The following is a 24,577-nucleotide window of genomic DNA, read 5'->3' as shown; positions in this document are numbered from 1 at the left end:
GATCATGACCTGATAAAACTGGATGGAGCTGACCAGTTACACGAAGACGGGCTTTCGAAGTGTGCCCGCTAGGAAAGGGACGGAGACATTGTAATTGAGACGGAAATTCAATTTTTCCGGGTCCAGTTATGTCAACTTGAACGCGAACCATCCGCACAATCTGGCCCGGCGACACGCGCTGACAATCTATCAGGCAAACGCAATCTATAGTTTCATACCGAAAAATGCCTGTTCGACCATGCGATATTCGCTGGCGATCGACAACGGTTTTATCGAGGGCCCGTCTCAGATTAACTGGATCCATCAGAACAACGACGCGTTCGTCGCCAACAACCGCGAAGCCATGCTGGCGTCTTTTTCTTTCATCATCTTGCGCTGCCCATATAGGCGAATATACAGTGCTTATATGGATAAACTGGTGGATATGGATATCCAGTCTTGGGAGTTACATAGGATCAGTCAATACCTGGTTCATCCCCATGAATTGAGTTTCGTGGATTTTGTCTCGATGCTGCGGAAGCCGGGCATCCTCAATGCGAATGTTCATTGGAGACCGCAGTCGGCGTTCCAGTTATTTAAGGAGTACGACGTCTATTACTCAGTGGAGGACTTCGGTGCCTGCGTGCGCGACTTGAAAGAGCGAATCGGCTTTGTGGTGCACGACGCCCGGCCGCTGACCGCACATTCCATTAGTGAACTTGAAAAAATCGATGATGGCGCTGGTTACGCCAACATGACTGCCTTCGAGATTCTTCGTATGAAAAAAGAGGGCAGGATCCCTTCCGAGAAGGCGGTCTATTCGGATGAAATGATAGCCGCCGTTTCTGAGATTTACCGCCAGGATATTGAGCTCTACAAGTCTCGCATCGACCCAGGCAAGCTGTTGTTCGAATACTATAAATGAAGCGCTTGCACCTGCATTTTGGAACGCACAAGACGGGTTCCACGTCGATCCAGGCCTATCTGGCGACGAATCAGGATTTCTTCGCGTCAGCGGGGTTTGCCGTCGTCCGCGATTTCGATCCGCTGGACGATCCTGATGCGCAAAAAAAGTTCGGCGCGAATTGTTTTCGAATTTCACATCTCGTTGTTCGCCCTTCGCTGTACACACCGATACGGATCGCCGGCGTTTGCCCGCCTTTGTCCGGCGAGCAACTGGGTTTGGCGATTCGGTCGGTGAACAAGTCACTCCGGGCCGAAGTGCACGACGACATCATCCTGTCCGCGGAGGCATTCTCCTTCCTGCGAACCGGGCAGGAACGCGAAGACCTCGACCGAATGTTCGATGGAATAAGCGAGCATCCGATCGGGTTCCTCCGTGAAAGCACGGCTTGGCTTCGGAGTTGGGCGGCGCAATTGAACAGAGCCGGGCTGTCACACAATCCGAACGAGGGGACCGCCGGAAGCATCTTCGATTTTTCGCCGGAGTCCTGGCTCGTTCAGCACGAAGAAATACGTTCCTTTTTTGGCCCGCGAGGCTCTTATTTGCGATACGAAGAGGAGGTTGCCCGCATGGGAAGCGTTATCCCCGCCTTTCTGGAGTCGCTGGGCCTCGACCCCTGCGATTGCCCCGAATGGCGCTCGCTACGCCTGAATCGCTCCGATAGCGACGCCGAGTGAAACAGGTCGCGTTTTTCTCGGGCCCCGTCTTGGGACATCTCGCCAGGGTATTCCAGATCGCATGGAATTTGGAGCGCCTGGGCGATTTCGACATCACGATCTTCACGCCGAAGAAAAGCGTTCATCTGGAGCGTCTCCACAGAGGCAAGCTTACGGTACAGGACCTGCAGGTCGATTTGAGCCGGGGCCGGCCGCGCAATGTCGCGATGGCCGAAAGGCTCGACGGTCTGTTTGAGGAACGCAAGTTCGACGCGATCGTTACCGACATATGCCCGGTTCAATGGCTCTCGGCGGTCCGGTTTCCCGATTGCCCGCGCGTCAACGTCACCAATGTGTTTCTGACAGGATACGGCCGGGCGGAGACTTTCCAGACCGAGTTGTTTGCGAGCGGACGCGACGCGATAAATGACATCAGGGCCGCCAGAGGCCTCTCGGCGGCAGAAAGCGCGTTCGCATTCTACGAGGCGGATCGGGTGCTGCTTGCCGACCCGCCAGCATTGGTCGAACAATTCGGCGACCTGGCGCCGAACCATGTGGTCTGCGGCCCGATCACATTGCCGGAAATGTCGCCGCTTCCAGGGGAGCTAGCCCATCTCGAATCCGTGCTGTTGTTGTCGATGGGATCGACCGGCACGAGCGACATTCCGCCCGGCATACTGTCCGCCGTCTATGACGTGACGGGATCGAACGCGACTGTCTATGCCGGCGTCAATGCGGACCGGTTCCGGTCCGACCCGTCCGTTGACTACGCTTTCGACTGGATGCCGATCGAGACGATCCTGGGCCGGACGAACGCCGTCATCACGCAAGGCGGCACCGGTGCCACCTATCAGGCCTTGATGGTCGGCAAGCCTGTATTCGTCTGGCCGACGCATCGCAATCATGCGGTGCTTGGCGATCTTCTTGAACAGTACGGCGCTGCGCTGAATCTCGACAAGCCTGACTGGCGCGCCAAACTGAACGCTACCGAATTCGCAAAAATGCGACGGCGTGCGGCGGATTTCGCCGCTACTGATAGTTCCGCCGGGGACGGCGCGGCCAAAGCCGCGAAGATTGTCGCTGACCTGATCGACCGGGTTTGACGGCGACGGCGAAACACGCTCGGCCCCGCAAGCGCGCCGATTCCCGTCCGTCCGCGAAGCGGCGAGATTCCTGGATGTCGATTGGTCCTAGTCGACCCGGACCCAGCCGCGGGCCATCAGGTGCTCCTGCGGCTTGAAGCGGCGCTTGTAGCCCATCTTGGGCGAATCCTCGACCCAGTAGCCGAGATAGACGTAGGGCAGGCCCATCTTCCGGGCGCGGTTGATGTGGTCGAGGATCATGTAGGTCCCGAGCCCGCGGTCGGTGTGGTCCGGATCGTAGAAGGAATAGACCATCGACAGTCCGTCGGCGAGGACGTCGGTCAGGGCGGCGGCGACCAGCGGGCCTTCGCCGCGTCCCGTGAAGGCGGTGTCGGGACCGCGAAAGCGGTATTCGATCATCTCGGTCGTCACATAGGATTCGCCGACCATCATCGCATAGTCGAGGACCGACATGTCCGCCATGCCACCCTCCGCGTGGCGGGAATCGAGATAGCGGCGGAACAGCGAATACTGGTCGGAGGAGGGGCTCGCCGCGGTGCTCGTGCCGACGATGTCGCGATTGCGGCGGGTGACGCGGTTCATGCTCCTGGTCGGGACGAAGGCGTCGACGACCGTGCGGACCGAGATGCAGGCGCGACAGCCTTCGCAGGCCGGCCGGTAGGCGATGTTCTGGCTCCGGCGGAAGCCGCCTTGCGTCAGGATGTCGTTCAGCGCAACCGCCCGTTCTCCGACGAGGTGGGTGAAGACCTTGCGCTCCAGACGGTCGCGCAGATAGGGGCAGGGCGCCGGAGCGGTCAGGTAGAATTGCGGTGTGTCGGTCGGCTGGTGGGTCATGCCGTCAGGTGGATCGAAGCTGCGCTACCACAAACCATAATACCAAGGGCCGACGACGGAATAGACCAACCACATGAGAAGAACCAACGGCGACCCCCCGATAAGATAGTCGCGGAACCGGTAATGGCCGGGTCCCATTATCAGCATGTTGGTCTGGTATCCGATGGGAGTCGCGAAGGCGCAGCTCGCCGCCAGGATCACCGCGACGACGAAGGGCATCGGATCGTTGCCGGTCTTGAGGGCGAGCTGGACGGCAATCGGCGTGAACAGCACGGCCGTGGCGTTGTTGCTGAGGAAATTCGTCAGGACCGCGACGATCAGGAACATCACCGAGAGGGTGACGCTGACGGGATATGCCGATACCGCCTCGATGGCGGAATTGGCGATGAACACGGCGCCTCCCGTCGCTTCCAGCGCCGCCGCGGCCGCGAGGGAAGCGCCGACCATCAGGTAGATGCGATGGTCGAAGGAGCGGATCGCCTGGCGGATATTGAGGCACCCGGCGGCGATCATGGCGAAGGCGCCGGCCAGCGCGCCGATGACGATCGGGCCGATGCCGCTCGCCGCGTACAGCACCATCAGCGAGAAGATGACCAGTGCCCGCTTGGCGTAACGGCGCGTCGGCAGGTCGGCTGCCGACCATTCGAGAAGCAGGAGGTCGCGATTGAGCCGCAGCCCCTCGATCGCCTCCCGCGTCCCGCCGACCAGAAGCACGTCGCCGGCCTCGAGCCGGATGTCGCTGAGCGGCATCCTCGGCATCCGGCTGCGCCGCTCGACGCCGAGCACGACGGTGCCGGTGTCGAGATGGATGGCGGCCTGCTCGATCGTCCGGCCGATCAGACGCGAGCCCGGGGCGACGACCGCCTCGGCAAGGGTCACGTCCTTGGTCGGCATGGTCGGCGCGGCTTCGTTCGCCGCGTCGCCCGATTCGTGGGCGGCGGCCGCCGCGCCTTCCGATATCGCGCGGGTGATCGCGCTCCGGGTCGCGGCGACGATCACCGTGTCGCCCGGTCTCAATGTCAGGTTCTCGAACGGCGGCAGGAAGGGATGCTCGCCGCGCTGGACCAGCCGGACGGTCATGTCCTTGAGCGCCGGGAACATGCCGGAGACCGACGCGATACCCGCCAGCGGATGGCCGTAGGTGACGTCGATCTGGGCGATGAACTGCTTGCCGCTGCCGCCGGTCATCTGGTCGGCCATGCCGGCGCGCGCCGGCAGGAAGCGCGGCAGGACCAGCGCCACATAGGCGAAGCCGAACACCGCCATGATCGCGGCCGGGATTGTGAACTCGAAGAAGCCGATCGCCAGGCCGTCTATCTTTTCCGCGACGCCGGCGGCGAGCAGGTTGGTCGAGGTGCCGATAAGGGTCGTCTTGCCGCCGAGCAGCGCCGCGAAGCTGAGGGGCATCAGCACCTTCGACGTGGCGATTCCCCGGGTCGCTGCGATCGCCGTGACGATCGGCAGGAACATCACCACCACGGGCGTATCGTTGACCACCGCGCTCGTCACCATGGCAACGAAGAGGATGAGGATGACCGCGCCCTGGCCGGTGCCGCCGCCGGCGCGGGCGAGCAGCGCCGCCGGTCGTTCGAGCGCATCGGTCTGGAACAGGCCCTGGCCCACCACGAGCATGGCGAGCACGGTGATCAGGGCCTGGTTGGAGAAGCCGGCAAGGAGGTCGTCCGGGCCGAGCGGGCTGTCGACGCCGAGCAGCATCGGTCCCGCCCAGAACAGAACCAGCCAGGCGACGACGGAGGCTATGGAAACGAGTTCGATCGACCAGCGCTCGAGCGCATAGGCCACCACCATCGCGATGATCATCGCGAAGGTCAGCCACATCAGGATGGTCTGTGCCGCCATGATCCGCTACCGGCTCAGTCCGGGTCCGAAAGGCCCGATGCGCCCGCCAGGACGTCCGTCGGCCACCTTTCCGCGAGCACGATTCTCATCTTTCGCGTGCGCGAAGCGGCCCGGAGTTGAGAACCAGCGTGCCGAGCAGCAGGTCGTGCAGCAACTGCCGACGCCGGGTAAAGAGCCCGACGAGGAGGATCAGGGGCGTCAGAAGACCGACCGAGAACCAGAAGATCAGCGCGTGCATCACGGCGAGAAGCGGAAAACAGCGGCCGCCATTCCACGTCCGCATCTCGATCGCGGTCCAACGCATGCCGATCGTCGCCGATTGCGGGCCGCCGAGCGTCAGCCCGACATAGCCCAGCGCGACGATGGCGAAGAGCGCTCCGTACAGAACCCATCCGATTCCGAAGGTCACCACACCGACGATGAAAACCACAAGGGCCGCCGGAACCATCAGCAGGACGACGATGATGGCGTCGACCACAAAAGCGACGATGCGCTTTGAGAGGATGGCATCGTAAAGCTCCGGCTGGTCGTCCGGATCGTATAACCCCGGTGCCGCCCGCATCGGCGTTTCGTCGCTCATTCGGTTTCCCCCGGGCCGGCCGGTTCCCGGCGCAGCCGCGGCAAGCATCGTCGCTTCGGCGTCGAGAAGCAAGACGCGACAGCGCGCGTTTCGTCGCCCTCGGATGTCGGGATCGACCGGCGCGGCTATCCGCCCAGCTGCTCGGCCACGCGCGGCGCGAAATAGGTCAGGATGCCGTTCGCGCCGGCTCTCTTGAAGGCGAGCAGGCTTTCCAGCATCGCGCGGTCGCCGTCGATCCAGCCGTTGCCGGCGGCGGCTTGTATCATCGCGTATTCGCCCGACACCTGATAGGCGAAAGTCGGCACCTGGAAGGTGTCTCGAATCCGCCAGATGATGTCGAGATAGGGCAGGCCGGGCTTGACCATCACCATGTCGGCGCCCTCGGCGAGGTCGAGTTCGGCCTCGCGAAGCGCCTCGTCGGTGTTGCCGGGGTCCATCTGGTAGGTGCGCTTGTCGCCTTTCAGCGTCGCCGAGGTGCCGATCGCGTCGCGGAACGGACCATAGAAGGCGGAGGCGTATTTGGCCGAATAGGCCATGATCTGGGTGTTGGCGTGGCCGGCGGCGTCGAGCGCGCGGCGGATCGCTCCGACCCGGCCGTCCATCATGTCGGACGGCGCGATGATGTCGGCTCCGGCTTCCGCCTGGATCAGCGACTGCGAGGTCAGGACGGCGATCGTCTCGTCGTTGACGATCTCGTCGCCCATCATCAGACCGTCATGGCCGTGGCTCGTATAGGGATCGAGCGCGACGTCGGTGATCAGCCCGATCTCGGGCACCCGCGCCTTGATCGCGCGGCAGGCCGTGCAGACGAGGTTTTCCGGATTGAGGGCCTCGGAGCCGGTTTCGTCGCGAAGCGCCGGGTCGGTGTAGGGAAACAGCGCGATGGCCGGAATCCCGAGCGTTGCAGCGCGTTCGGCCGCGGCGACCGCCTTGTCGACCGAATAGCGCTCGACGCCCGGCATCGATTCGACCGGCTGCGTGACGCCTTTCCCCTCTACGAGGAAGAGCGGCCAGATCAGATCGTCGATGGAAAGGGCGTTTTCGCGCACCATCCGGCGCGACCATTCCGTCCGTCGATTGCGGCGCATACGCCGGCCGGCGAGGATTTCGGCCATGTCGGGCGCGGCGATCGGCCTGGAAGGGGCGAGGGGGCGAGGATGGGTCATGACTTGCTTCGATCGATTTCGATACGTCCTGGCGGCTCGGGTCGCCTGCCTGCAGGGGCGGGGGCTTCGACGCTGGTCACAGCGGCTTTGACGGTGTAAGGGCGTCGATGAGCTAATCCCTGCCCAATAGCGGATTTGAAGCCGTCCGGAAATGTCCGCCACCGAAAAAGATCAGAGTCCACCGCCTTCGCTCGCCGAGCGGCTTCCCGTCATCATGAGTATCTACGGCCGGATCCTGGCCGGCGTGATGATGCTGCTCGGGCTCTATCAATGGGCGATCATCGTCGGAGTCGCCGCCGGGCCGGGCGGCATGTTCGAGACGATGTCCACGCCGTGGAAGCTCGCCACGATGCATCTCGCGGTCGTCGATCTCGTCGCGGCTGTCGGGCTGTGGCAGCGCGTCGCCTGGGGCAACGTCGTGTGGATCTATGCCGCCCTTGCCCAGATCGCGATGCATACGGTCTTCGTCGGCACCTATGGCAGCGAGATCCCGATCGTCGCCTTCCATACGGTGACGCTGGTCGTATACCTCGCGTTATACATGATTGAGAGACGTGCCGAGGGCCGGTGATCCGGCTGGCCTGTCAAATCATTGAAAACGCTAGGAGAAATCCGGACAATTTGAGGCAAACCCGCGATGCCGGGGTAAGGCCCGATTAATCTTGAAGTTTAAGCGGATTTTCAGTGCCGGGGCATAATCTGCCCGCTGACTCAGGTGGGAGCATACCTGCCGGGAAAACAGCGAGGCGAAGAGAAATGGCAAATTCAAAAGGGGCTGCAGAGGCGATTTCCACCGACAAGGAAGGCGTGGATATCAAGCCTCTGTATCTTGAAGCTCTCACGCTCGTGGAGCGCCTGCACCGGCGGCTGCTCGACGTCATCAAGGACGAGTTCGAACGGTCGGGCCGGTCGGACGTCAACGCCGTCCAGGCGCTGCTGCTCTTCAACATCGGGGAATCGGAGCTCACCGCCGGCGAGTTGCGGACCCGCGGTTACTACCTCGGCTCGAACGTCTCCTACAATCTGAAGAAGCTGGTCGAGATGGGCTATATCCATCACCAGCGCTCGCGGATGGACCGCCGGTCGGTGCGCGTCAGCCTGACCGACAAGGGCCACGAGGTGGCGAATATCGTCAATGCGCTCTACGAGCGTCATATCCGCTCGATCCATCAGGTCGGCGGTATCGCGATCGAGGATTTCCAGGAGCTCAACCGCTCGCTGCAGCGGCTGGAGCGCTTCTGGACCGACCAGATCCTCTATCGGCTCTGATCAGCCGACCGCTGTCCGGGGACGAGCCAGCCGTGGGGGATGTGCTCGTCTCCATGACCCTTCCTGTTGCCTCGCTGCAACAGTGTGGTTCTCCACGCCGTCAGCCATCGACCCGGGACACGAAAGCGCCATATTAACCGGGCGAAAGGGAAATCCTGTAGAGATGTGCATTGGCCATGCGCGTCGCGGGATAGCCGCGACGTCGAGGTGGCATGCCATTTGGGGTCTTGGGACGGGTGGTCGAGAATGAGTTTCGCGAAGTCTGCATCTAGGGTGTCCCTGCCGACGGTCGCCGGCGCGGTCGTTGCCTTGGGCTGCCTTGTCGGGACGACGATGGCGGACCCGATCGACGACGTCCTGCGTCAACGGGCCACCGAGTGGTCGGACGGATTCGATGCCGCCGTGGTCAGCGCACCGGAAGTGCGCACCAACGTGCCGATCCTCTCGCCCGACATCGTGTCCGCGGTCGAGGGCGCCATCCAGCAATATTCGGCAATCGTCGCGCGTGGCGGCTGGCCGATGGTGCCGGCTGACCAGACGCTGCGCATCGCGGCTCGGGGGCCGGCGGTGCTGGCGCTTCGCCAGCGGCTGATCATTTCCGGCGACCTCGATCCGGCCTACGGCATGTCCGACGCCTTCGACACGTATGTCGACGCCGCGGTGAAGCGCTTCCAGGCCCGTCACGGCATACCGGCGGACGGCGTGGTCGGCAAAACCACCTTCGCCGCCCTGAATGTCCCGGCCGAGGTCCGGCTCAACCAGCTTGGCAAGAACCTCGAGCGGCTGCAGAAGCTGACCCGGAAGATTCCGGACCGCTTCGTGATGGTGAATATCCCTGCCGCCCAGGTGGAGGCCGTGGAGGGCGGATACGTGGCGCAGCGTCACACCGCCATCGTCGGCAAGGTCGACCGCCCGTCGCCGCTGGTCAATTCGAAGATCACCCAGATCAATTTCCACCCCTTCTGGACGGTGCCCGCCAGCATCATCAAGAAGGACCTGATCCCGACGATGCAGAAGCGGCCGGACTACCTGACGGAGTACCGGATCAGGATCTACGACGGGCAGGGCAACGAGATTCAGCCGAACCAGATCGACTGGTATTCGGACCAAGCGACCAAATACATGTTCCGGCAGGATCCCTTCGAGGAGAACTCGCTGGGGATCGTGAAGATCAACTTCCCGAGCCCGGACGGCGTCTATATGCACGACACGCCGCACAAGGGGCTGTTCTACGACGAATACCGCTTCGACTCGTCGGGCTGCGTTCGCGTCCAGGGCATCCGGGACCTTATCGTCTGGCTGCTGAAGGACACGCCCGGCCAGACGCGCGAGGTTATCGACCAGCAATTCGCCGACGGCCAGAGGCTCGATGTCCAGGTGGCCAGGCCCGTGCCGCTGTTCTGGACCTACCTCACCGCCTGGGCGATGCCCGACGGCGTCGTTCACTTCCGGAACGACATCTACGGTCTCGACGGACTGGATCAGTACGCGCTGCAAGCCTCCGCCCCGCTCTGATCGGGGGCGGTTGCAGGCGCCGCGCCACCCCGGCCGGCCTCATCCCGCACTGACCGGGCAAATCGCCGTGCCGTGTCGTGCCGCAATTTGCGTTCCGCTCCGGCATCCCTGGCTTGTCCCACGGGCGGGGAAGGGGGCGTGTCCGGTCCTTGGCGCGTCCCGAGCCATATGTTAAGCCGGGCGGCAAGCGTGATCGTTTCGCGGAAGACGCGTTCGAGGCGGTCGGGTCCTCCTTCTTCACTGGGGTCGATTGATGTCGTTGACCGATTCACTCGCCGCCGGCGCGCCGCCGGCTTTCTTTGCTGCCGGGCTCGCCGAGAGCGATTCCGAGATCGCCGATGTCATCGGCAAGGAGCTGAAGCGGCAGCAGGACGATATCGAGCTGATTGCGTCCGAGAACATCGTGTCGCGCGCTGTGCTCGAGGCGCAGGGCTCGGTCCTCACCAACAAATATGCCGAGGGATACCCGGGCAAGCGCTATTACGGCGGCTGCGAATTCGTCGATATCGCCGAATCGCTTGCGATCGAGCGGGCGAAGAAGCTGTTCGGATGCGCCTTCGCCAACGTCCAGCCGAATTCCGGCAGCCAGATGAACCAGGCGGTCTTCCTGGCACTGCTTGAGCCGGGCGACACTTTCATGGGGCTCGATCTCGCCGCTGGCGGCCACCTGACCCACGGATCGTCGGTCAATCTCTCCGGCAAGTGGTTCAAGGTCGCGCCATACGGTGTCCGGCCGGACGATCACCTGATCGACTATGACGAGGTCCAGCGGATCGCCGAGGAAGCAAAGCCGAAGCTGATCATCGCCGGCGGGACCGCCTATTCGCGCATCTGGGACTTCAAGCGCTTCCGGGAGATCGCCGATTCGGTCGGCGCCTACCTGATGGTCGACATGGCCCATTTTGCCGGCCTCGTCGCCGGCGGGGCGCATCCGTCACCGTTCCCGCATGCCCATGTCGTGACCTCGACGACGCACAAGTCGCTCAGGGGCCCGCGTGGCGGACTGATCCTGACCAACGACGAGGCGCTGGCCAAGAAGTTCAATTCGGCGGTGTTCCCCGGGCTCCAGGGCGGGCCGCTGATGCACGTCATCGCCGCCAAGGCGGTTGCCTTCGGCGAGGCACTTCGCCCGGACTTCAAGGTCTACGCGAAGAATGTCGTCGACAATGCGAGGGCGCTTGCGGAAACGCTGCGCAGCGCGGGCTTCGAAATCGTCTCCGGCGGTACCGACAACCATCTGATGCTGGTCGATCTGCGGCCGAAGCAGCTGAAGGGCAACGTTTCGGAGAAGGCGCTGGTTCGCGCGGGCCTCACCTGCAACAAGAACGGCATTCCCTTCGATCCGCAGAAACCCTTCGTGACGTCGGGCATCCGGCTCGGTACGCCGGCCTGCACGACGCGTGGATTTGGCATTGCCGAATTCCGTCAGGTCGGTGAATTGATCGCCGAGGTCCTCGATGCGGTCGCGCAGTCGGAGGATGGCGCCGCCCCGCTGGTCGAGGCTTCGGTGAAGCAGAAGGTTCATGCGCTGACCGCCCGGTTCCCGATCTATTCGGACTGAGCAAAGCGCGGATTACGGCCAAAACGCATGCGCTGTCCGTTCTGCGGCAACCCCGATACCCAGGTGAAGGACTCGCGTCCTTCCCAGGACAATACTGCGATCCGGCGGCGGCGCGTATGCCCTGATTGCGGCGGCCGTTTCACCACCTTCGAGCGGGTGCAGCTCCGCGAGCTGATGGTCGTCAAGAAGAACAACCGCCGTGTGCCCTTCGATCGCGACAAGCTGATGCGGTCGGTGCAGGTGGCGTTGCGCAAGCGTCAGGTCGATCCGGACCGCGTCGAGAGGATGGTCAACGGCATCGTCCGGCAGCTCGAAAGCTCGGGCGAGAGCGACATTCCCTCCGAGACGATCGGCCATCTTGTCATGGAAGGCCTTCGCGGGCTCGATACGGTGGCGTTCGTCCGCTTCGCATCGGTCTACAAGAATTTCCGCGAGGCCAAGGATTTCGAAGCTTTTGTCGGCGAGCTCTCGGAAGAGCAGCGGGTCGGCATCGGGGGAGGCAACGAGTGATGGGCGCCGGCGCTGGCGTTTCGGCCGAGCTCGACCGGCGGCTGATGGCGGCGGCGCTGCGGATCGGCCGGCGTAATCTTGGCCGTACCCATCCCAACCCGGCCGTCGGCGCCATCGTCGCGCGGGTGGAGGACGGAAACGCCATCGTGGTCGGTCGTGGCTGGACCGCTCCTGGCGGTCGGCCCCATGCGGAGACGGTGGCGCTCGAACAGGCGGGCGAGGCGGCGCGCGGCGCGACGGTCTATGTCACGCTCGAACCCTGCGCCCATGACGGCAAGACCCCGCCATGCGCCTCGGCGCTGAAATCGGCCGGGGTCGCCCGCGTTGTGATGGCGATCGAGGATCCCGACCCGCGGGTCGCCGGAAAGGGCCGGGCGATGCTGGAGGAAGCCGGGATCACGGTCGATTCCGGCGTCCTTGCCGATGTCGCGCGGCGCGACCATGCCGGCCACATCTCCCGGGTGACCCGTGGACGGCCCCAGGTCACGCTGAAGCTCGCGGTCTCCGCCGACGGCATGATCGGCCGCCGCGAGGGCGAGCGGATGATGATCACCGGCAAGCCGGCACTGACCGCGGTACAGACGATGCGGGCCGAGTCGGACGCCGTGATGATCGGCATCGGGACGGTCCTGGTCGACGATCCGCGGTTGACCGTCCGCTTGCCCGGTCTCGAGCCACGCTCTCCGATGCGTATCGTCCTCGATCCGTCGGCGCGGCTGCCGCTCGACACCAAGCTCGTGACGACGGCCGGGGACGTGCCGGTCCTCGTCGTCGTGGGCCCCGCGGCCGGCGCCGACGCCAAGGCGGCGCTCACGGCAGCCGGGGTCAAGGTCATCGAGACGACGGACGGGCCGAACGGGCTCAACCTGCCGGAAGCCCTGGCGGAGCTCGCACGGGAGGGGCTGACGCGAATTCTGGTCGAGGGAGGTGCGCGGGTGGCGGCATCGCTGCTTGCCGACGACCTGCTCGACGAGATCATCCTTTTCCGCGCCCCGGTCGTGGTCGGGCCCGACGGGGTTCGCGCCCTGGAGGGCTATGCCTTGTCGGCGATCGAGCGCAGTCCGCGGTTTCGCCAAATCGACGCCGCAATCGTCGGGGACGACCAGATGCGACGCTACGTGAGAGCCTGAGCGGGGGGCGATGTTTACAGGAATCGTCTCGGACATCGGAACTGTCATCGGCAACGGTCAGCGCAACGATGTCCAACGCATCGCGATTGCCTGCAAGTTCAAGCCGGAGGACCTGGTCATCGGTGGGTCGATGGCCTGCAGCGGCATCTGCCTGACCGTCGTTTCCTGCGACAGCGGTGACGATGGCGATACCGTCTTCGAGGTCGATGCGGCGCCGGAAACGCTGGAGGTTACAACGGCTTCCGACTGGGATATCGGCCGGCGCGTCAACCTCGAACGACCGCTCAAGGTCGGTGACGAATTGTCCGGCCACTTGGTCAGCGGCCATGTCGACGCCGTGGTCTCCGTCGTCGAGCGCGAGGATCTCGGGGAGACGACGCGTTTCTGGTTCGACATGCCCGAGAAGATCGGCCGGCTGGTCGCTCCCAAGGGGTCGGTGGCGCTCGACGGGACGTCGCTGACGGTGAACTCGGTCAAGGAGGACCGATTCGACTGCCTGCTGATCCCGCACACCCTCCAGGTCACCAACTGGAACGAGCGGAAGAAAGGCGATCGGATCAATCTCGAGGTCGATCTGATCGCCCGATATGTTGCACGGCTGGCGGAAACGGCCTAAGTCGCGACCTGCATCACGAAACAGGTCGAACGGCCATGGCGACTTCGCCGCATCTTCTGATCATCGACGCCCGCTTCTACCAGGACATTGCCGAAGAGCTGGTCCGCGGAGCCGACGCGGCACTCTCGGCCGCGGGGGCCACCTACGACCATATTTCGGTGCCGGGAGCCTTCGAGATCCCGGCGGCGATGGCGATGGCCGCGGCGGCCATGGCGAATGGCGGAACCCGTTACGACGGCTTCGTGCTGCTCGGCTGCGTCATCCGGGGCGAGACAAGCCACTATGACATCGTTGCGGGCGAATCCGGGCGGGCGATCATGGACCTCGCGGTTGCCGGTCCGCTCGCTGTGGGCAACGGCATCCTGACCGTCGACAGTCGCGACCAGGCCATGGTCCGGGCGCGGGTCGACGGCAAGAACAAGGGCGGTGCCGCCGCCGAGGCGGCGCTTGCCATGATCGCGATCCGGCAACGACTTGGCGCCGGGCAATGAACGCCGTCCGATCGGCAAGACCCGCGAACCAGCGCGGCGCGGCGCGCCTTGCCGCGGTCCAGGCGCTCTACCAGATGGACCTGGCGGGGGCGACGCTTCCCGACGTTCTGGCTGAATTCGAGGCATTCCGGCTCGGTCGGGTCGTTGATGGCGAGCAATATCGCGACGCCGACGAAGCTTTCTTCCGCGATCTCGTTTCCGGCGTCGTGCGCGACCAGAGGACGCTCGATCCGGAAATCCACCGGGCGCTGACCCCGGGCTGGCCGCTGACCCGGATCGACGCGACGCTGCGGGCGATCCTCCGCTCCGGCGCCTATGAACTGGCAAGCCGCTCGGACGTGCCGGGTCGGGTCGTGATCACCGAGTATGTCGATGTGGCGCGCGCCTTCTTCGACGCGGATGCCGCCGGCATGGTCAATGCCGTCCTCGACAAGCTCGCCCGATCCAGCCGTCCCGCCGAATTTGCAGCCGCGCCCGAACGGACGTGACCGGAGATGGCTGAGCGTCCCGGCGAATTCGAGCTGATCGCGCGCTATTTCCGTCCGCTTGCTTCCGATCCGGGTGCCTTCGGCCTCGTCGACGACGTCGCGGTCTATGCGCCGCCCCACGGCGAGGATCTCGTCCTCAAGGCCGACCTGATCGCCGAGGGCATCCATTTCCTCCCGGAGGATCCGCCCGAGGCGATCGCCGCCAAGGCGCTGAGGGTCAATCTGTCCGATCTTGCCGGCAAGGGAGCGACGCCGGTCGGCTATCTGATGTCGATCGCCTTGCGGGAGGACTGGACCGAGGACTGGATCCGGGCATTCGCGGACGGGCTCGCGGCCGATCAGCAGCGCTTCGGCGTCACCCTCTTTGGCGGTGACACCAACCGGGCCGCGGGCGGGCTGACGGTCTCGATCTCCGCCTTCGGCCTCGTGCCGGCGGGCGGCGTCATACGCCGCTCGGGCGCGGCGCCGGGCGACGTGGTGTTCGTTTCGGGGACCGTCGGCGATTCGGCGCTCGGCTTGCGTGTCCGGCTCGGGACGATCGACGCCATGCCGGCGGGCAAGGCGACGGACCATCTCCTCGACCGGTATCTCTATCCCCAGCCGCGCACGGAACTCGCGCCGGTCCTGCGGCGCTTTGCGACCGCTTCGCTCGACGTCTCAGACGGCCTGGTCGGCGATTTCGCCCATCTTTGCCGGGCATCGCGGGTCGGCGGCGAGATCGACGCGGCCGCGGTGCCGCTTTCGGCCGGCGCCCGCGCCCTGGTCGCGAACGACCGGACGGCGATGGCGACGATCCTCGCCGGGGGCGACGACTACGAGATCCTCGCGGCGGTGCCGGAGCCGGATGCGGAGCAATATGCGGAGGAAGCAGCCGAGGCGGGCGTTCCGGTGACCCGGATCGGGCGCATTGTCGAGGGCGAGGGGCCGCCGGTCGTCCGCGATGCCGAGGGCGACGTATTGACGCTACAGGGGACGAGCCACGTACATTTCTAGCCGCGGAACGATAGAAGCGGACCAGATACCCGCCATACGGGAGACGTCTCTTGACCGAACAGGCCCTTGAAATCTCTTCCGCGTCGGAAGACTCCCACGCACGCCGCAACGCCTTCATCCTGTCGGCCGCTTCCGCCATCAACGGCGGCATCCCGCCGATCGGGATCACGCTCGGCGGCCTGGCGGGGATCTATCTGCTTGGTCCCGACAAGTCGCTCGCGACGCTGCCGGTCAGCGGCTTCAACCTCGGCGTGGCCGCGGGGGCGATACCGGCCGCCCTGCTCATGCGCCGGATCGGGCGGCGCTACGGGTTCATGACGGGTACGCTGTTCGCGATGATCGGCGGGATCGTTGCAGGGATGGCCGTGATCCTCGGTCAGTTCTGGATCCTGTTTGCCGGATTCCTGACCGTCGGCCTGTCGACTTCCTTCGTCCAGCAATACCGCTTCGCGGCCGCCGACAGCGGCGACGCGGCGTTTCGGGCCAAGGCGATTTCCTGGGTGATGATGGGCGGCATCGCGGCGGCGATAATCGGTCCGCAGACGGTCATCTTCACCCGAAACCTCCTCGACCCGATCCCCTTCGCCGGCTCCTTCTTCGCCATGTCGGCGTTGGCGGTGATCGGCTTCCTCGTGCTGACGCTCCTTGGTGGCGGCGCGCGGGAGGCGCCGAAGGTCGAAGCGATGTCCGGCGGGCGGCCGCTTTCGGAGATCGCCCGCCAGCCGCGGTTCATCGTCGCCGTCGTCTGCGCGATGGGATCCTACGCGCTGATGGCCTTGGTGATGACCGCCGCGCCGCTCGCCATGGTCGCCTGCGGCCTCGGCGAGGACAATGCGGCGCTCGGCATCCAGTGGCATGTCCTGGCGATGTTCGGGCCGAGTTTCATCACCGGGCGGTTGATTGCGCGCTTCAGTGCCGAAACGATCATCACCGTCGGCCTCGCCCTGCTCGCCGGTTGCGGTGCCGTGGCGCTCGCCGGAATCGACCTGGCCAATTTCTGGCTGGCGCTGATTCTGCTCGGGGTCGGCTGGAATTTCGGCTTCATCGGCGCGACCGCGATGCTGACCCAGACCTATCGCCCCGAAGAGCGCGGCAAGGTGCAGGGTCTCAACGATTTCCTGGTCTTCGGAACCGTCGCGGTCGCGTCTTTCAGCTCCGGGACGCTGTTCAGCACCCTGGGATGGGACTGGATCAACATCGTGGTCTTCCCGGTGGTCGGGCTTTGCCTGCTCGGCGTGATGGTCGCGGTTTTCGCCAGGCGGCGGATGCCTGTCTGATCGATACCCGCACCGCCTTGTAAGGACTGAATCGATTTGCTACATCACCCCGCGATTTTCCCGCGGTCGTGGCGGAATTGGTAGACGCGCAGCGTTGAGGTCGCTGTGGGGTAAAACCCGTGGAAGTTCGAGTCTTCTCGACCGCACCAGACTATTGAGAACGATTGGATGATCGGCGGCCCCCGCGGGCCGCCGTTCGCCTTTTCGGGTTCCGGGCGACGGCGTCGGATGCCAGCGCGTCCGGCATGCCTGCGGCAGTCGAGGAAGATCATGGCCGAACCATCTGCCAGCGTGGACGAATCGCTTGCCGAAGGTGCGTCCTCCCCGATCCGCAACGAGCGGGGCGATCTCTCGCCCCGGTTCGTCGCCTCGATCCGGCCGGCGATCGAAACCGGCGATGTCGCCGAGCTGAAAAGCCTTGTCGCGCCGCTCCACGAGGCGGATGTCGGCGACCTCCTCGAAGCCCTGAGCCCCGACGAGCGGACCGGCCTGGTGCGGTCGCTCGGCGATGACTTCGATTTCGCCGTCCTCACCGAACTGGACGACAAGCTCCGCGCCCGCCTGATCGAGGCCTTGCCTCCCGACCAGATCGTCGAGGGGGTCAAACGCCTCGATTCGGACGACGCGGTGACGATCCTCGAGGATATTCCGGAGGAAGAGCGGCAGATCATCCTCGGCCGGCTGCCGCATCCGGACCGTGCCGCGGTTTCGCGAAGCCTGGAATATCCGGAGGATTCGGCCGGCCGTCTGATGCAGACGGAATTCATCGCCGTGCCGCCGTTCTGGGACGTCGGGCGGACCATCGACTACTTGCGCGAGGAGGAGGACCTCCCCGACGAATTCCACCGGCTCATCGTCATCGATGCCGGCTTCCATCCAATCGGCATGGTGGCGCTCGACCGGCTGCTGAGGAGCAAGCGGCCGACCGCGATCAGCGACATCACCGATTCGGACATACACGCCGTCAAGGCGGCCGACGACCAGGAGCACGTGGCGCGGCTCTTCGAGCTTTACAATCTGGTGACGGCGCCGGTGGTCGACGATGACGGGCGCCTGGTCGGCGTCATTACGGTCGACGACATCGTCGACGTCATCGAGGAGGAGGCGGAGGAGGACATCCGCCGCCTTGCCGGTATCGGCAACGAGGAGACCACCGACGCCGTGGCGCATGTGGCGCGGAGCCGCGTTCCGTGGCTGCTGGTCAACGTCCTGACGGGGTTCCTCGCCGCGGCGGTCATCGGCCTTTTCGACGGGACGATCGAGCAGATGGTCGCGCTCGCCGTCCTGATGCCGATCGTGGCGTCGATGGGCGGCAATGCCGGGACCCAGGCGATGACCGTCACCGTCCGGGCCATCGCCACCCGCGACATCGCGGCGCGGGCGGCCTATCGGGTGATTGGCCGCGAAGCGATGGTGGGCCTGATCAACGGGCTCGTCGTTGCCCTCTGCGTCGGGCTCGGGGCGGGGCTCTGGTTCGCGTCGCCGGCATTGGGCACGGTCATCGCCGTCGCGCTGATCGTCAATATTGTCGTTGCCGGGCTCGTCGGTGCCATGATTCCGCTTGCACTCGACCGTCTCGGCATTGATCCGGCGGTGGCGTCCGGCGTCATCCTGACCGCCGTGACCGACGTCACCGGCTTCTTCGTTTTCCTCGGGCTTGCCGGCTGGTGGTTCGGATTCCTCTAGCGGGACCGGGAATTGGCCGCTCGCGTGATGTTTCACCGGTGAGCAATTGTTTATTCGCTCCGTCGACGCCGCCGTCTAAATTCGCAGCCGATTCGATGACATGCACTGGTTTGCAAGGGGTGGCCTCCGGTAATGCCGGCGGGAAGTGAAGTTAAGGTCGGCGTTGTCGGGCTCGGCTATTTCGGTTCGCACCATGCGCGGCACTATGCGGCGCATCCGGAGGCCAGGCTGGTCGCCGTGGTCGATTCCGACCCGGAACGATCTGGTCCCGCGGCGCGACGCTTCGGCGCCGCCGCGCTTGACGATCACCGCGCCCTGATCGGGCAGGTCGAGGCGGCCTCGGTGGCGGTGCCGACCTCGCTTCACCATCGCGTCGCGGGCGATCTGATCGACGCCGGCATCCATGTCTTCGTCGAGAAGCCGATCGCGATCGATGCACGGGAAGCCGCTGACCTCGTCGAACGCGCGCGGGGGGCGGGGGTTATCCTCCAGGTCGGCCATATCGAGCGCTATGCGCCCGCGTTTCGCGCATTGCTGGACCGGGTCGAGGCGCCGCGGCTGATCGAATGCGTGCGGCACACGACATGGACCGGTCGCGCCACCGACGTCGATGTGGTGCTCGATCTCATGATCCACGACATCGATCTCGCCCTGACCGTTGCCGGTTCGACGGTCGTTTCGGCCGAGGCATCGGGAGCGCGCATCGCGACGGATTCGAACGATGTCGCGGAGGCGCGCCTGGTTTTCGCGAATGGCGTGGTGGCGACGCTCGCGGCAAGCCGCGTCGCGGCCGTCGCGGAACGTTCCGTCAGCGTCTCGGAGATCGGGCGCAATCTTGCCGCCGATCTCTCCGGCCAGACGCTGTCGATCGTCACCGGAGTCGACGGGACCGCGAGCTCCGAAACGATGACCCTGGCCGCCGCCGACAATCTCGGTTCGGAAATCTCCGCGTTCCTGGAGAGCGTCCGCAACGGAGCGCCGCCGCCGGTGGACGGGATGGCCGGACTCGACGCCATGAAAGTCGCTGATATGATCCTCGCCGCAATCTCGAGGGGGCAGATTTCGTCCCCCGATCTCACCAACGGAGTTCCTGCGTAATGGCGCCGGTCGGTACCGCAACAGTGCTCCCGGCCGCGAATGACGACCGGATCGCCCTTTTCGATCTCCAGCGCCAGAAGGCGCGGCTCGAGGGAGAGATCAAGGCCAGGATCGACGCGGTCCTCAACCACGGCCAGTTCATCCTCGGTCCGGAAGTAACGTTGCTCGAGGAGCGGCTGGCCCGTTTCGCCGGCGCGAGACATGCGATCGCGGTCTCCAGCGGTCGCGATGCCCTGATGATCGCGCTGATGGCGATGGGCGTGAAGCCCGGCGATGCGGTCTTCGTGCCGGCTTTCACCTTCGCGGCGACCGCGGGGTCGGTTGCGTCGATCGGGGCAACCCCGATCTTCGTCGATGTCGACGAGGACAGCTTCAACATGGACGCGGCGGCGCTCGATGAGGCGATCGTCTCCGTCAGCAAGGCTGGGAAGCTCGTGCCCCGCGTGGTCATGCCGGTCGATCTCTACGGGCTGCCGGCCGACTATCCGGCGATCGGTGCGGTGGCGGGTCGCCATGGTTTGACGGTGCTCGCCGATGCGGCGCAGAGTTTCGGCGGCGAGCTCGGTGGGCGCAGGTCCGGTGCGCTGGCGCCGATCTCGGCGACCAGCTTCTATCCGACGAAGCCGCTCGGCTGCTACGGCGACGGTGGCGCGATCCTCACCGAGGATGAGGGGCTGGCCGAGGCGGTTCGCAGGATCCGCTCCCATGGCCGCACCGGCACCGGCGACGAAGCGACCGAGCTCGGATTGACCGGCCGTCTCGACACCATCCAGGCGGCGGTCCTCCTCGCCAAGCTCGAGGTTTTCGAGCGGGAACTGGCTCGTCGGAGGGCGATCGCCGCGCGCTATGACAAGGCGCTTGCGGCGGCGGTGACCGTGCCGACGATCGGCGAGGACGCGGAAAGCGCATTTGCCCTCTATACGATCCGCGTCCGCGATCGCGACGGCGTCAAGGCGCGCCTCGACGAGGCGGGCATCGGCACCGGCCTGTTCTACCGTCTGGCGCTCCACCAGCATCCCGCCTTCCGCGACTATGTCGGCGACGAGCTCCCTGTCTCGGAGCGGCTGACCGGCGAGGTGCTGAGCCTGCCGCTGCACCCCGACCTGACCGATCCGGAGGCGGACAGGGTGATCGAGGCGGTGCTGGCTGCCGTCCGCGACGCCTGAGGATATCCACAGCCTCCGGCGATGTGTGAAGCCGGTCACAGACCGGCGCTCGGGCTTTGCCTATTGACGCATTCGACAATCAGATCGAGAGCGGCGGGGCCCTTCGGCACGTCGCAAGGAGGTACGGAATGGTCGGATTCGAGCGGATTCGCGACATGGCGGAACGAGTGAACGAGGCTCGCCGGCGGCGCCACACGCGACGCGTGGTCGAGGCTCTCCCCCCGGAGATCCGCAAGGACATCGGCTGGATCGGCTAGCAGGCCGTCGACGGTCGATGGAGATGCGGCGGACCACGGCACGCCGAGCCACCGGCAGGACGTGGACGCAGGAGAGGGCAGTCGCTTAAGGCGGCTGCCCTTTTTGATGGCGCTTGACCGTGTCCGGTTGGAGGACAACCTTTATTCCTCCGGGAGGAAGCGAGATGGAAGCGATCCGTTCCTACGACACCGCGATCCCTTCGGTCGGGATCGGCACCTGGACGCTTGGCGGCGAGGATTGCGCGCGACTGGTGCATGACGCGATCGCCGCCGGCTACCGCCATATCGACACCGCGTCCGCCTACGGCAACGAGGAGCGGGTGGGAGAGGGCGTCCGGGCATCGGGCATCCCGCGGGGCGAGCTCTTCATGACCACCAAGGTGGGTCCCCGCGACCTCGCCGACGGCGATTTCCAGCGATCGCTCGAGGCGAGCCTCGAGCGGCTCGGGATGGATCATGTCGATCTCGTCCTGATCCATTGGCCCAGTCCCACTCTCAGCGTTGCCGAGATGATGCGCCCCCTGAACGACGTTCGCCGCCGCGGGCTGACGCTTCATATCGGCGTGTCCAACTTCACCCCGCGTCGCCTCCACGAGGCGTGGGTCAGCACCGAATTCCCGATCATCGCGAACCAGTGCGAGTATCATCCCTATCTCAACCAGGATCGGCTGATCGCTGCCTGCGAGGACAAGGGGACGGTGCTCGTCGCCTATTGTCCGCTGGGTCGGGGGCGGTCGTTCGACGAGCCGGCGATCGTGGAGATTGCCACCCGGCACGCGGTGTCGCCGGCCCAGGTCGTCCTGCGCTGGGAGAACCAGCAGGGAGCCGTCGTCATTCCCAGGACGACCCGCGCCGACCGGCTGCGGACCAATCTCGATATCTTTGGCTTTCGCCTCGACGACGCCGAAATGGCGGCGATTTCCGCTCTCAGCCGGACCCGGAACGAGCGGATTTGCGGCTCGTCGCTGATCGCCGACTGGAATGACTGACTGTTTTCAACCCGTCTTCGGTTCCTGACGGCCGCAACGGCTGACAACTGCCCGCCCGGACGCTATATGCTCGGACATGAGCGACGGGCCGGACAGGGCTCGGCGCAGGTCTTCTATTGGCAGGTCGATATCGTGGAACAGGTCCGGGCGGCTCTGGATACGCGTCGGAAGCGGCTGGCGTTCCGTGCCTGGCATCGCGGCACCCGCGAGACGGACCTGATTCTCGGGCGCTTCGCCGATGCCCACCTGGCATCATTTTCCGAAAGCGAGGTGGCGGCGTTCGAGAGGCTTCTCGATATGCCCGATCCCGACATCCTCAATTGGGTGACCGGCGCCGAGCCGGTGCCGGAAGAATGCGCTTCACCGGTGCTTGACCGTCTCGTCGCCTTTCACAACCAGGTTCGCTGACCCGACATGTCCGAAACGCTTTCCCGGCCGTATGCCAGACCGTCGATCAAGGCCGCGCTGGCGGCTTCGGCGCCGGTCACCCTGACCTCCGTCCCGGACGGGATGGTCGGCAAGGCGCTCGCCGAGGTCGCCGCGGTCGCCGACCGCCGGGTCGTCTTCGTCGCGCGGGATGGCCAGCGGCTGGCCGAAGTCGAGCGGACGATCCGCTTCTTCGCGCCGGCGACCGGGATCATCGACTTTCCGGCCTGGGACTGCCTGCCCTATGACCGGGCATCGCCGCATTCGGCGGTCGTGGCGCGGCGGATGGCGGCGTTGGCCGCGCTGACGGTGCCGCCGTCGGGTCCCTCGATCGTCCTCACCACCGTGAACGCGGTCCTCCAGAAGGTGCCGACCCGCGCCTTCGTTTCCCGCGGCTCGATGTCGCTCGCCGTCGGCAACCAGAAGCCGATGGATGCGATTGTCGGATGGCTCGAGGATAACGGCTTCCTGCGCAGTCCGACCGTCCGCGAGCCGGGCGAATATGCCGTCAGGGGCGGCATTGTCGATCTCTTCGCGGCGGGCGCGGGCGAACCGGTCCGGCTCGATTTCTTCGGCGACACGCTCGAATCGATCAGGACCTTCGATCCCGAAAGCCAGCGGACGGTGGCGGCGCGGAAGCGGATCGACCTCGTACCGGCGAACGAACTCCACCTCTCGCCCGAGACCATCGCCCGCTTCCGCCGGAATTACGTCGCCGCGTTCGGCGCACCGAGCCGGGAAGATCTGCTCTACCAGTCGGTCAGCGAGGGCAGGCGCTATGTCGGCATGGAGCACTGGCTGCCGCTCTTCGCCGAGAGCATGGAAACCCTGTTCGACCACGCCGGCGGGGCGGCCGTGGTGCTCGACCACCTCGACGACGAGGCGACCGGCGAGCGGCTCGCCCAGATCGAGGATCACTATCGCGCCCGGCTCCAGGTCATGGAGGTCGGCGACACGGGGCATGTTCCGTATAACGCGCTGTCGCCGGACAGCCTCTACCTGACCCGGCAGACCTGGGACGAGGCGCTCTCGGGCCACACGCTGGTGCGGCTGTCGCCCTTCGCGCAGCCGGCCCGCGCCGATGTCATGGACCTCGAGGCGCGCCGCGGCCGTGATTTCGCGGCGGAACGGCAGGCCGCCGAGGTCAATATCTTCGACGCGGTCATCGCCCATGTCGCGGCGCTGCAGTCGGCCGGCAAGCGCGCCATCGTCGCCTGCTGGAGCGAGGGCTCGCGCGACCGGATGGGGCAGGTCCTCGCCGACCACGGCCTGACCGGGATCCAGGCGGTTTCCGACTGGGCCGAAGCGGCGGCGCTGCCGAAGGATGTCGTCGGGCTGGCGGTGCTCGGCATCGAGGATGGCTTCGAGACCCCCGATTTCGCGATCATCGGCGAGCAGGACATCCTCGGCGACCGGCTGGTGCGGCCGCATGCCAAGCGCCGTCCGGCGGATTTCCTCACCGACGTCACCAGCCTCGCCGAGGGCGATCTGGTCGTCCATGCCGACCACGGCATCGGCCGTTTCGTCGGGCTGAAGACGATCGAGGCGGCCGGCGCCCCGCATGACTGCCTCGAGCTCGTCTATGCCGGCAACGACCGGGTCTATCTCCCGGTCGAGAATATCGAGCTTCTCTCCCGCTACGGCTCCGACCAGGCCGACGCGCCGCTCGACAAGCTCGGCGGCACCGCCTGGCAGGCCCGCAAGGCGCGGCTCAAGAAGCGCATCCGCGACATGGCGGAGGCGCTGATGAAGGTCGCGGCCGAGCGCGCCATGCGGGCCGCCCCGGTGATGACGCCGCCCGAGGGCGCCTATGACGAATTCGCCGCGCGTTTCCCCTACGAGGAGACCGAGGACCAGGATACCGCGATCGGCGCCGTCTTCGACGATCTCGCCGCCGGCAAGCCGATGGACCGGCTGATCTGCGGCGACGTCGGCTTCGGCAAGACCGAGGTGGCGCTGCGCG

25 protein-coding genes and 1 tRNA gene are annotated in these 24,577 nt (G+C 65.4%); 22 read left to right on the top strand and 4 right to left on the bottom strand.

The window, feature by feature from the left end:
* The first annotated feature begins 136 nt into the window (after positions 1-136).
* Genes KDJ86_RS16135 through KDJ86_RS16125 form a run of 3 tightly spaced genes read left to right on the top strand, consistent with a single transcriptional unit; the run spans position 137 to position 2,702 of the window.
* Positions 137-904: a sulfotransferase family 2 domain-containing protein gene (locus tag KDJ86_RS16135; RefSeq protein ID WP_291748093.1), complete on the top strand. Its 768-nt coding sequence runs from the start codon at positions 137-139 to the stop codon at positions 902-904.
* Positions 901-1,620: a hypothetical protein gene (locus KDJ86_RS16130; protein ID WP_291748091.1), complete on the top strand. Its 720-nt coding sequence runs from the start codon at positions 901-903 to the stop codon at positions 1,618-1,620. The genes KDJ86_RS16135 and KDJ86_RS16130 overlap by 4 nt, the downstream gene beginning before the upstream one ends.
* The gene (locus KDJ86_RS16125) at positions 1,617-2,702 is read left to right on the top strand and encodes a glycosyltransferase (protein ID WP_291748087.1); all 1,086 of its coding nucleotides are present in this window, start codon (positions 1,617-1,619) and stop codon (positions 2,700-2,702) included. Before KDJ86_RS16130 ends, KDJ86_RS16125 begins: the two co-directional genes overlap by 4 nt.
* A gap of 87 nt (positions 2,703-2,789) precedes the next feature.
* On the opposite strand, the gene KDJ86_RS16120 is transcribed toward KDJ86_RS16125, so the two are convergent.
* The 4 genes from KDJ86_RS16120 to hemB all read right to left on the bottom strand — a co-directional run bounded on the left by KDJ86_RS16120 (position 2,790) and on the right by hemB (position 7,142).
* Entirely contained in the window at positions 2,790-3,536 is a 747-nt protein-coding gene (locus tag KDJ86_RS16120; RefSeq protein ID WP_291748084.1) for an arginyltransferase, read from the bottom strand.
* 24 nt (positions 3,537-3,560) lie between these two features.
* Positions 3,561-5,396 carry an SLC13 family permease gene (locus KDJ86_RS16115; RefSeq protein WP_291748082.1) on the bottom strand — a complete coding sequence of 612 codons (1,836 nt, stop codon included), beginning with the start codon at positions 5,394-5,396 and terminating at the stop codon, positions 3,561-3,563.
* A gap of 85 nt (positions 5,397-5,481) precedes the next feature.
* Entirely contained in the window at positions 5,482-5,976 is a 495-nt protein-coding gene (locus KDJ86_RS16110) for an RDD family protein (protein WP_291748079.1), read from the bottom strand.
* A 125-nt stretch (positions 5,977-6,101) separates the two neighbouring features.
* Positions 6,102-7,142: a porphobilinogen synthase gene (gene hemB / locus KDJ86_RS16105; RefSeq protein WP_521085305.1), complete on the bottom strand. Its 1,041-nt coding sequence runs from the start codon at positions 7,140-7,142 to the stop codon at positions 6,102-6,104.
* Between the two features lie 151 nt (positions 7,143-7,293).
* On the opposite strand from hemB, the gene KDJ86_RS16100 reads away from it, so the two are divergent.
* From KDJ86_RS16100 to KDJ86_RS16010, 19 genes are all read left to right on the top strand, one after another.
* Positions 7,294-7,713, top strand: coding sequence for a DUF6163 family protein (locus KDJ86_RS16100; protein ID WP_291748076.1), 420 nt, complete (start codon positions 7,294-7,296; stop codon positions 7,711-7,713).
* Positions 7,714-7,898: 185 nt separating this feature from the next.
* A complete protein-coding gene (gene ldtR, locus KDJ86_RS16095) occupies positions 7,899-8,411 on the top strand; it encodes a transcriptional regulator LdtR (RefSeq protein ID WP_291748073.1) in 513 nt (170 codons plus the stop codon).
* 246 nt (positions 8,412-8,657) lie between these two features.
* On the top strand, positions 8,658-9,926 hold the full coding sequence (locus KDJ86_RS16090; RefSeq protein ID WP_291748071.1) for a L,D-transpeptidase family protein: 1,269 nt from the start codon (positions 8,658-8,660) through the stop codon (positions 9,924-9,926).
* Positions 9,927-10,179: 253 nt separating this feature from the next.
* Positions 10,180-11,487 (top strand): serine hydroxymethyltransferase, encoded by a 1,308-nt coding sequence (gene glyA / locus KDJ86_RS16085; RefSeq protein ID WP_291748069.1) that lies wholly within the window; start codon positions 10,180-10,182, stop codon positions 11,485-11,487.
* A 27-nt stretch (positions 11,488-11,514) separates the two neighbouring features.
* Positions 11,515-11,997, top strand: a complete 483-nt coding sequence (gene nrdR / locus KDJ86_RS16080) for a transcriptional regulator NrdR (RefSeq protein ID WP_291748066.1) — start codon at positions 11,515-11,517, stop codon at positions 11,995-11,997.
* Positions 11,997-13,127: a bifunctional diaminohydroxyphosphoribosylaminopyrimidine deaminase/5-amino-6-(5-phosphoribosylamino)uracil reductase RibD gene (ribD, locus tag KDJ86_RS16075; RefSeq protein ID WP_291748064.1), complete on the top strand. Its 1,131-nt coding sequence runs from the start codon at positions 11,997-11,999 to the stop codon at positions 13,125-13,127. Before nrdR ends, ribD begins: the two co-directional genes overlap by 1 nt.
* Before the next feature lie 10 nt (positions 13,128-13,137).
* Positions 13,138-13,743: a riboflavin synthase gene (locus KDJ86_RS16070; RefSeq protein ID WP_291748061.1), complete on the top strand. Its 606-nt coding sequence runs from the start codon at positions 13,138-13,140 to the stop codon at positions 13,741-13,743.
* Positions 13,744-13,778: 35 nt separating this feature from the next.
* Positions 13,779-14,234, top strand: a complete 456-nt coding sequence (ribH, locus tag KDJ86_RS16065) for a 6,7-dimethyl-8-ribityllumazine synthase (protein ID WP_291748060.1) — start codon at positions 13,779-13,781, stop codon at positions 14,232-14,234.
* Entirely contained in the window at positions 14,231-14,722 is a 492-nt protein-coding gene (nusB, locus tag KDJ86_RS16060) for a transcription antitermination factor NusB (protein ID WP_291748057.1), read from the top strand. The genes ribH and nusB overlap by 4 nt, the downstream gene beginning before the upstream one ends.
* 6 nt (positions 14,723-14,728) lie before the next feature.
* A complete protein-coding gene (gene thiL, locus KDJ86_RS16055) occupies positions 14,729-15,715 on the top strand; it encodes a thiamine-phosphate kinase (protein ID WP_291748054.1) in 987 nt (328 codons plus the stop codon).
* A 50-nt stretch (positions 15,716-15,765) separates the two neighbouring features.
* The gene (locus KDJ86_RS16050; RefSeq protein ID WP_291748051.1) at positions 15,766-16,992 is read left to right on the top strand and encodes an MFS transporter; all 1,227 of its coding nucleotides are present in this window, start codon (positions 15,766-15,768) and stop codon (positions 16,990-16,992) included.
* Positions 16,993-17,054: 62 nt separating this feature from the next.
* Positions 17,055-17,141: transfer RNA gene (locus tag KDJ86_RS16045), tRNA-Leu, on the top strand.
* A gap of 121 nt (positions 17,142-17,262) precedes the next feature.
* Positions 17,263-18,678, top strand: coding sequence for a magnesium transporter (gene mgtE, locus KDJ86_RS16040; RefSeq protein ID WP_291748049.1), 1,416 nt, complete (start codon positions 17,263-17,265; stop codon positions 18,676-18,678).
* A gap of 132 nt (positions 18,679-18,810) precedes the next feature.
* Positions 18,811-19,776 (top strand): Gfo/Idh/MocA family protein, encoded by a 966-nt coding sequence (locus KDJ86_RS16035; protein WP_291748046.1) that lies wholly within the window; start codon positions 18,811-18,813, stop codon positions 19,774-19,776.
* Entirely contained in the window at positions 19,776-20,942 is a 1,167-nt protein-coding gene (locus KDJ86_RS16030; RefSeq protein ID WP_291748043.1) for a DegT/DnrJ/EryC1/StrS family aminotransferase, read from the top strand. The genes KDJ86_RS16035 and KDJ86_RS16030 overlap by 1 nt, the downstream gene beginning before the upstream one ends.
* A gap of 128 nt (positions 20,943-21,070) precedes the next feature.
* Positions 21,071-21,199, top strand: a complete 129-nt coding sequence (locus KDJ86_RS16025) for a hypothetical protein (protein WP_291748040.1) — start codon at positions 21,071-21,073, stop codon at positions 21,197-21,199.
* Between the two features lie 164 nt (positions 21,200-21,363).
* Complete coding sequence (locus tag KDJ86_RS16020) at positions 21,364-22,188, top strand: aldo/keto reductase (RefSeq protein WP_291748037.1); 825 nt, start codon at positions 21,364-21,366, stop codon at positions 22,186-22,188.
* A gap of 66 nt (positions 22,189-22,254) precedes the next feature.
* Positions 22,255-22,596 carry an FAD assembly factor SdhE gene (locus KDJ86_RS16015; RefSeq protein ID WP_291748034.1) on the top strand — a complete coding sequence of 114 codons (342 nt, stop codon included), beginning with the start codon at positions 22,255-22,257 and terminating at the stop codon, positions 22,594-22,596.
* Positions 22,597-22,602: 6 nt separating this feature from the next.
* Positions 22,603-24,577: CarD family transcriptional regulator (locus tag KDJ86_RS16010; protein WP_291748031.1), on the top strand; the 1,975-nt coding region annotated here is incomplete at its 3' end.

Source organism: Bauldia sp. (assembly GCF_020442045.1).
Lineage (GTDB): Bacteria > Pseudomonadota > Alphaproteobacteria > Rhizobiales > Kaistiaceae > Bauldia.
The sequence above is the reverse complement of the archived record's forward strand: the minus strand, read 5'-3'. Positions and strand labels throughout refer to the sequence as shown.

Coding starts and splice junctions, on each gene's coding strand:
- ribD (WP_291748064.1), top strand. CDS start 11,997: ATGGGCGCCGGCGCTGGCGTTTCGGCCGAGCTCGACCGGCGGCTGATG.
- KDJ86_RS16110 (WP_291748079.1), bottom strand. CDS start 5,976: ATGAGCGACGAAACGCCGATGCGGGCGGCACCGGGGTTATACGATCCG.
- ribH (WP_291748060.1), top strand. CDS start 13,779: ATGGCGACTTCGCCGCATCTTCTGATCATCGACGCCCGCTTCTACCAG.
- KDJ86_RS16025 (WP_291748040.1), top strand. CDS start 21,071: ATGGTCGGATTCGAGCGGATTCGCGACATGGCGGAACGAGTGAACGAG.
- thiL (WP_291748054.1), top strand. CDS start 14,729: ATGGCTGAGCGTCCCGGCGAATTCGAGCTGATCGCGCGCTATTTCCGT.
- KDJ86_RS16120 (WP_291748084.1), bottom strand. CDS start 3,536: ATGACCCACCAGCCGACCGACACACCGCAATTCTACCTGACCGCTCCG.
- glyA (WP_291748069.1), top strand. CDS start 10,180: ATGTCGTTGACCGATTCACTCGCCGCCGGCGCGCCGCCGGCTTTCTTT.
- KDJ86_RS16030 (WP_291748043.1), top strand. CDS start 19,776: ATGGCGCCGGTCGGTACCGCAACAGTGCTCCCGGCCGCGAATGACGAC.
- KDJ86_RS16090 (WP_291748071.1), top strand. CDS start 8,658: ATGAGTTTCGCGAAGTCTGCATCTAGGGTGTCCCTGCCGACGGTCGCC.
- nusB (WP_291748057.1), top strand. CDS start 14,231: ATGAACGCCGTCCGATCGGCAAGACCCGCGAACCAGCGCGGCGCGGCG.
- KDJ86_RS16035 (WP_291748046.1), top strand. CDS start 18,811: ATGCCGGCGGGAAGTGAAGTTAAGGTCGGCGTTGTCGGGCTCGGCTAT.
- ldtR (WP_291748073.1), top strand. CDS start 7,899: ATGGCAAATTCAAAAGGGGCTGCAGAGGCGATTTCCACCGACAAGGAA.
- nrdR (WP_291748066.1), top strand. CDS start 11,515: ATGCGCTGTCCGTTCTGCGGCAACCCCGATACCCAGGTGAAGGACTCG.
- KDJ86_RS16015 (WP_291748034.1), top strand. CDS start 22,255: ATGCTCGGACATGAGCGACGGGCCGGACAGGGCTCGGCGCAGGTCTTC.
- KDJ86_RS16115 (WP_291748082.1), bottom strand. CDS start 5,396: ATGGCGGCACAGACCATCCTGATGTGGCTGACCTTCGCGATGATCATC.
- mgtE (WP_291748049.1), top strand. CDS start 17,263: ATGGCCGAACCATCTGCCAGCGTGGACGAATCGCTTGCCGAAGGTGCG.
- KDJ86_RS16130 (WP_291748091.1), top strand. CDS start 901: ATGAAGCGCTTGCACCTGCATTTTGGAACGCACAAGACGGGTTCCACG.
- KDJ86_RS16100 (WP_291748076.1), top strand. CDS start 7,294: ATGTCCGCCACCGAAAAAGATCAGAGTCCACCGCCTTCGCTCGCCGAG.
- KDJ86_RS16070 (WP_291748061.1), top strand. CDS start 13,138: ATGTTTACAGGAATCGTCTCGGACATCGGAACTGTCATCGGCAACGGT.
- KDJ86_RS16020 (WP_291748037.1), top strand. CDS start 21,364: ATGGAAGCGATCCGTTCCTACGACACCGCGATCCCTTCGGTCGGGATC.
- hemB (WP_521085305.1), bottom strand. CDS start 7,142: ATGACCCATCCTCGCCCCCTCGCCCCTTCCAGGCCGATCGCCGCGCCC.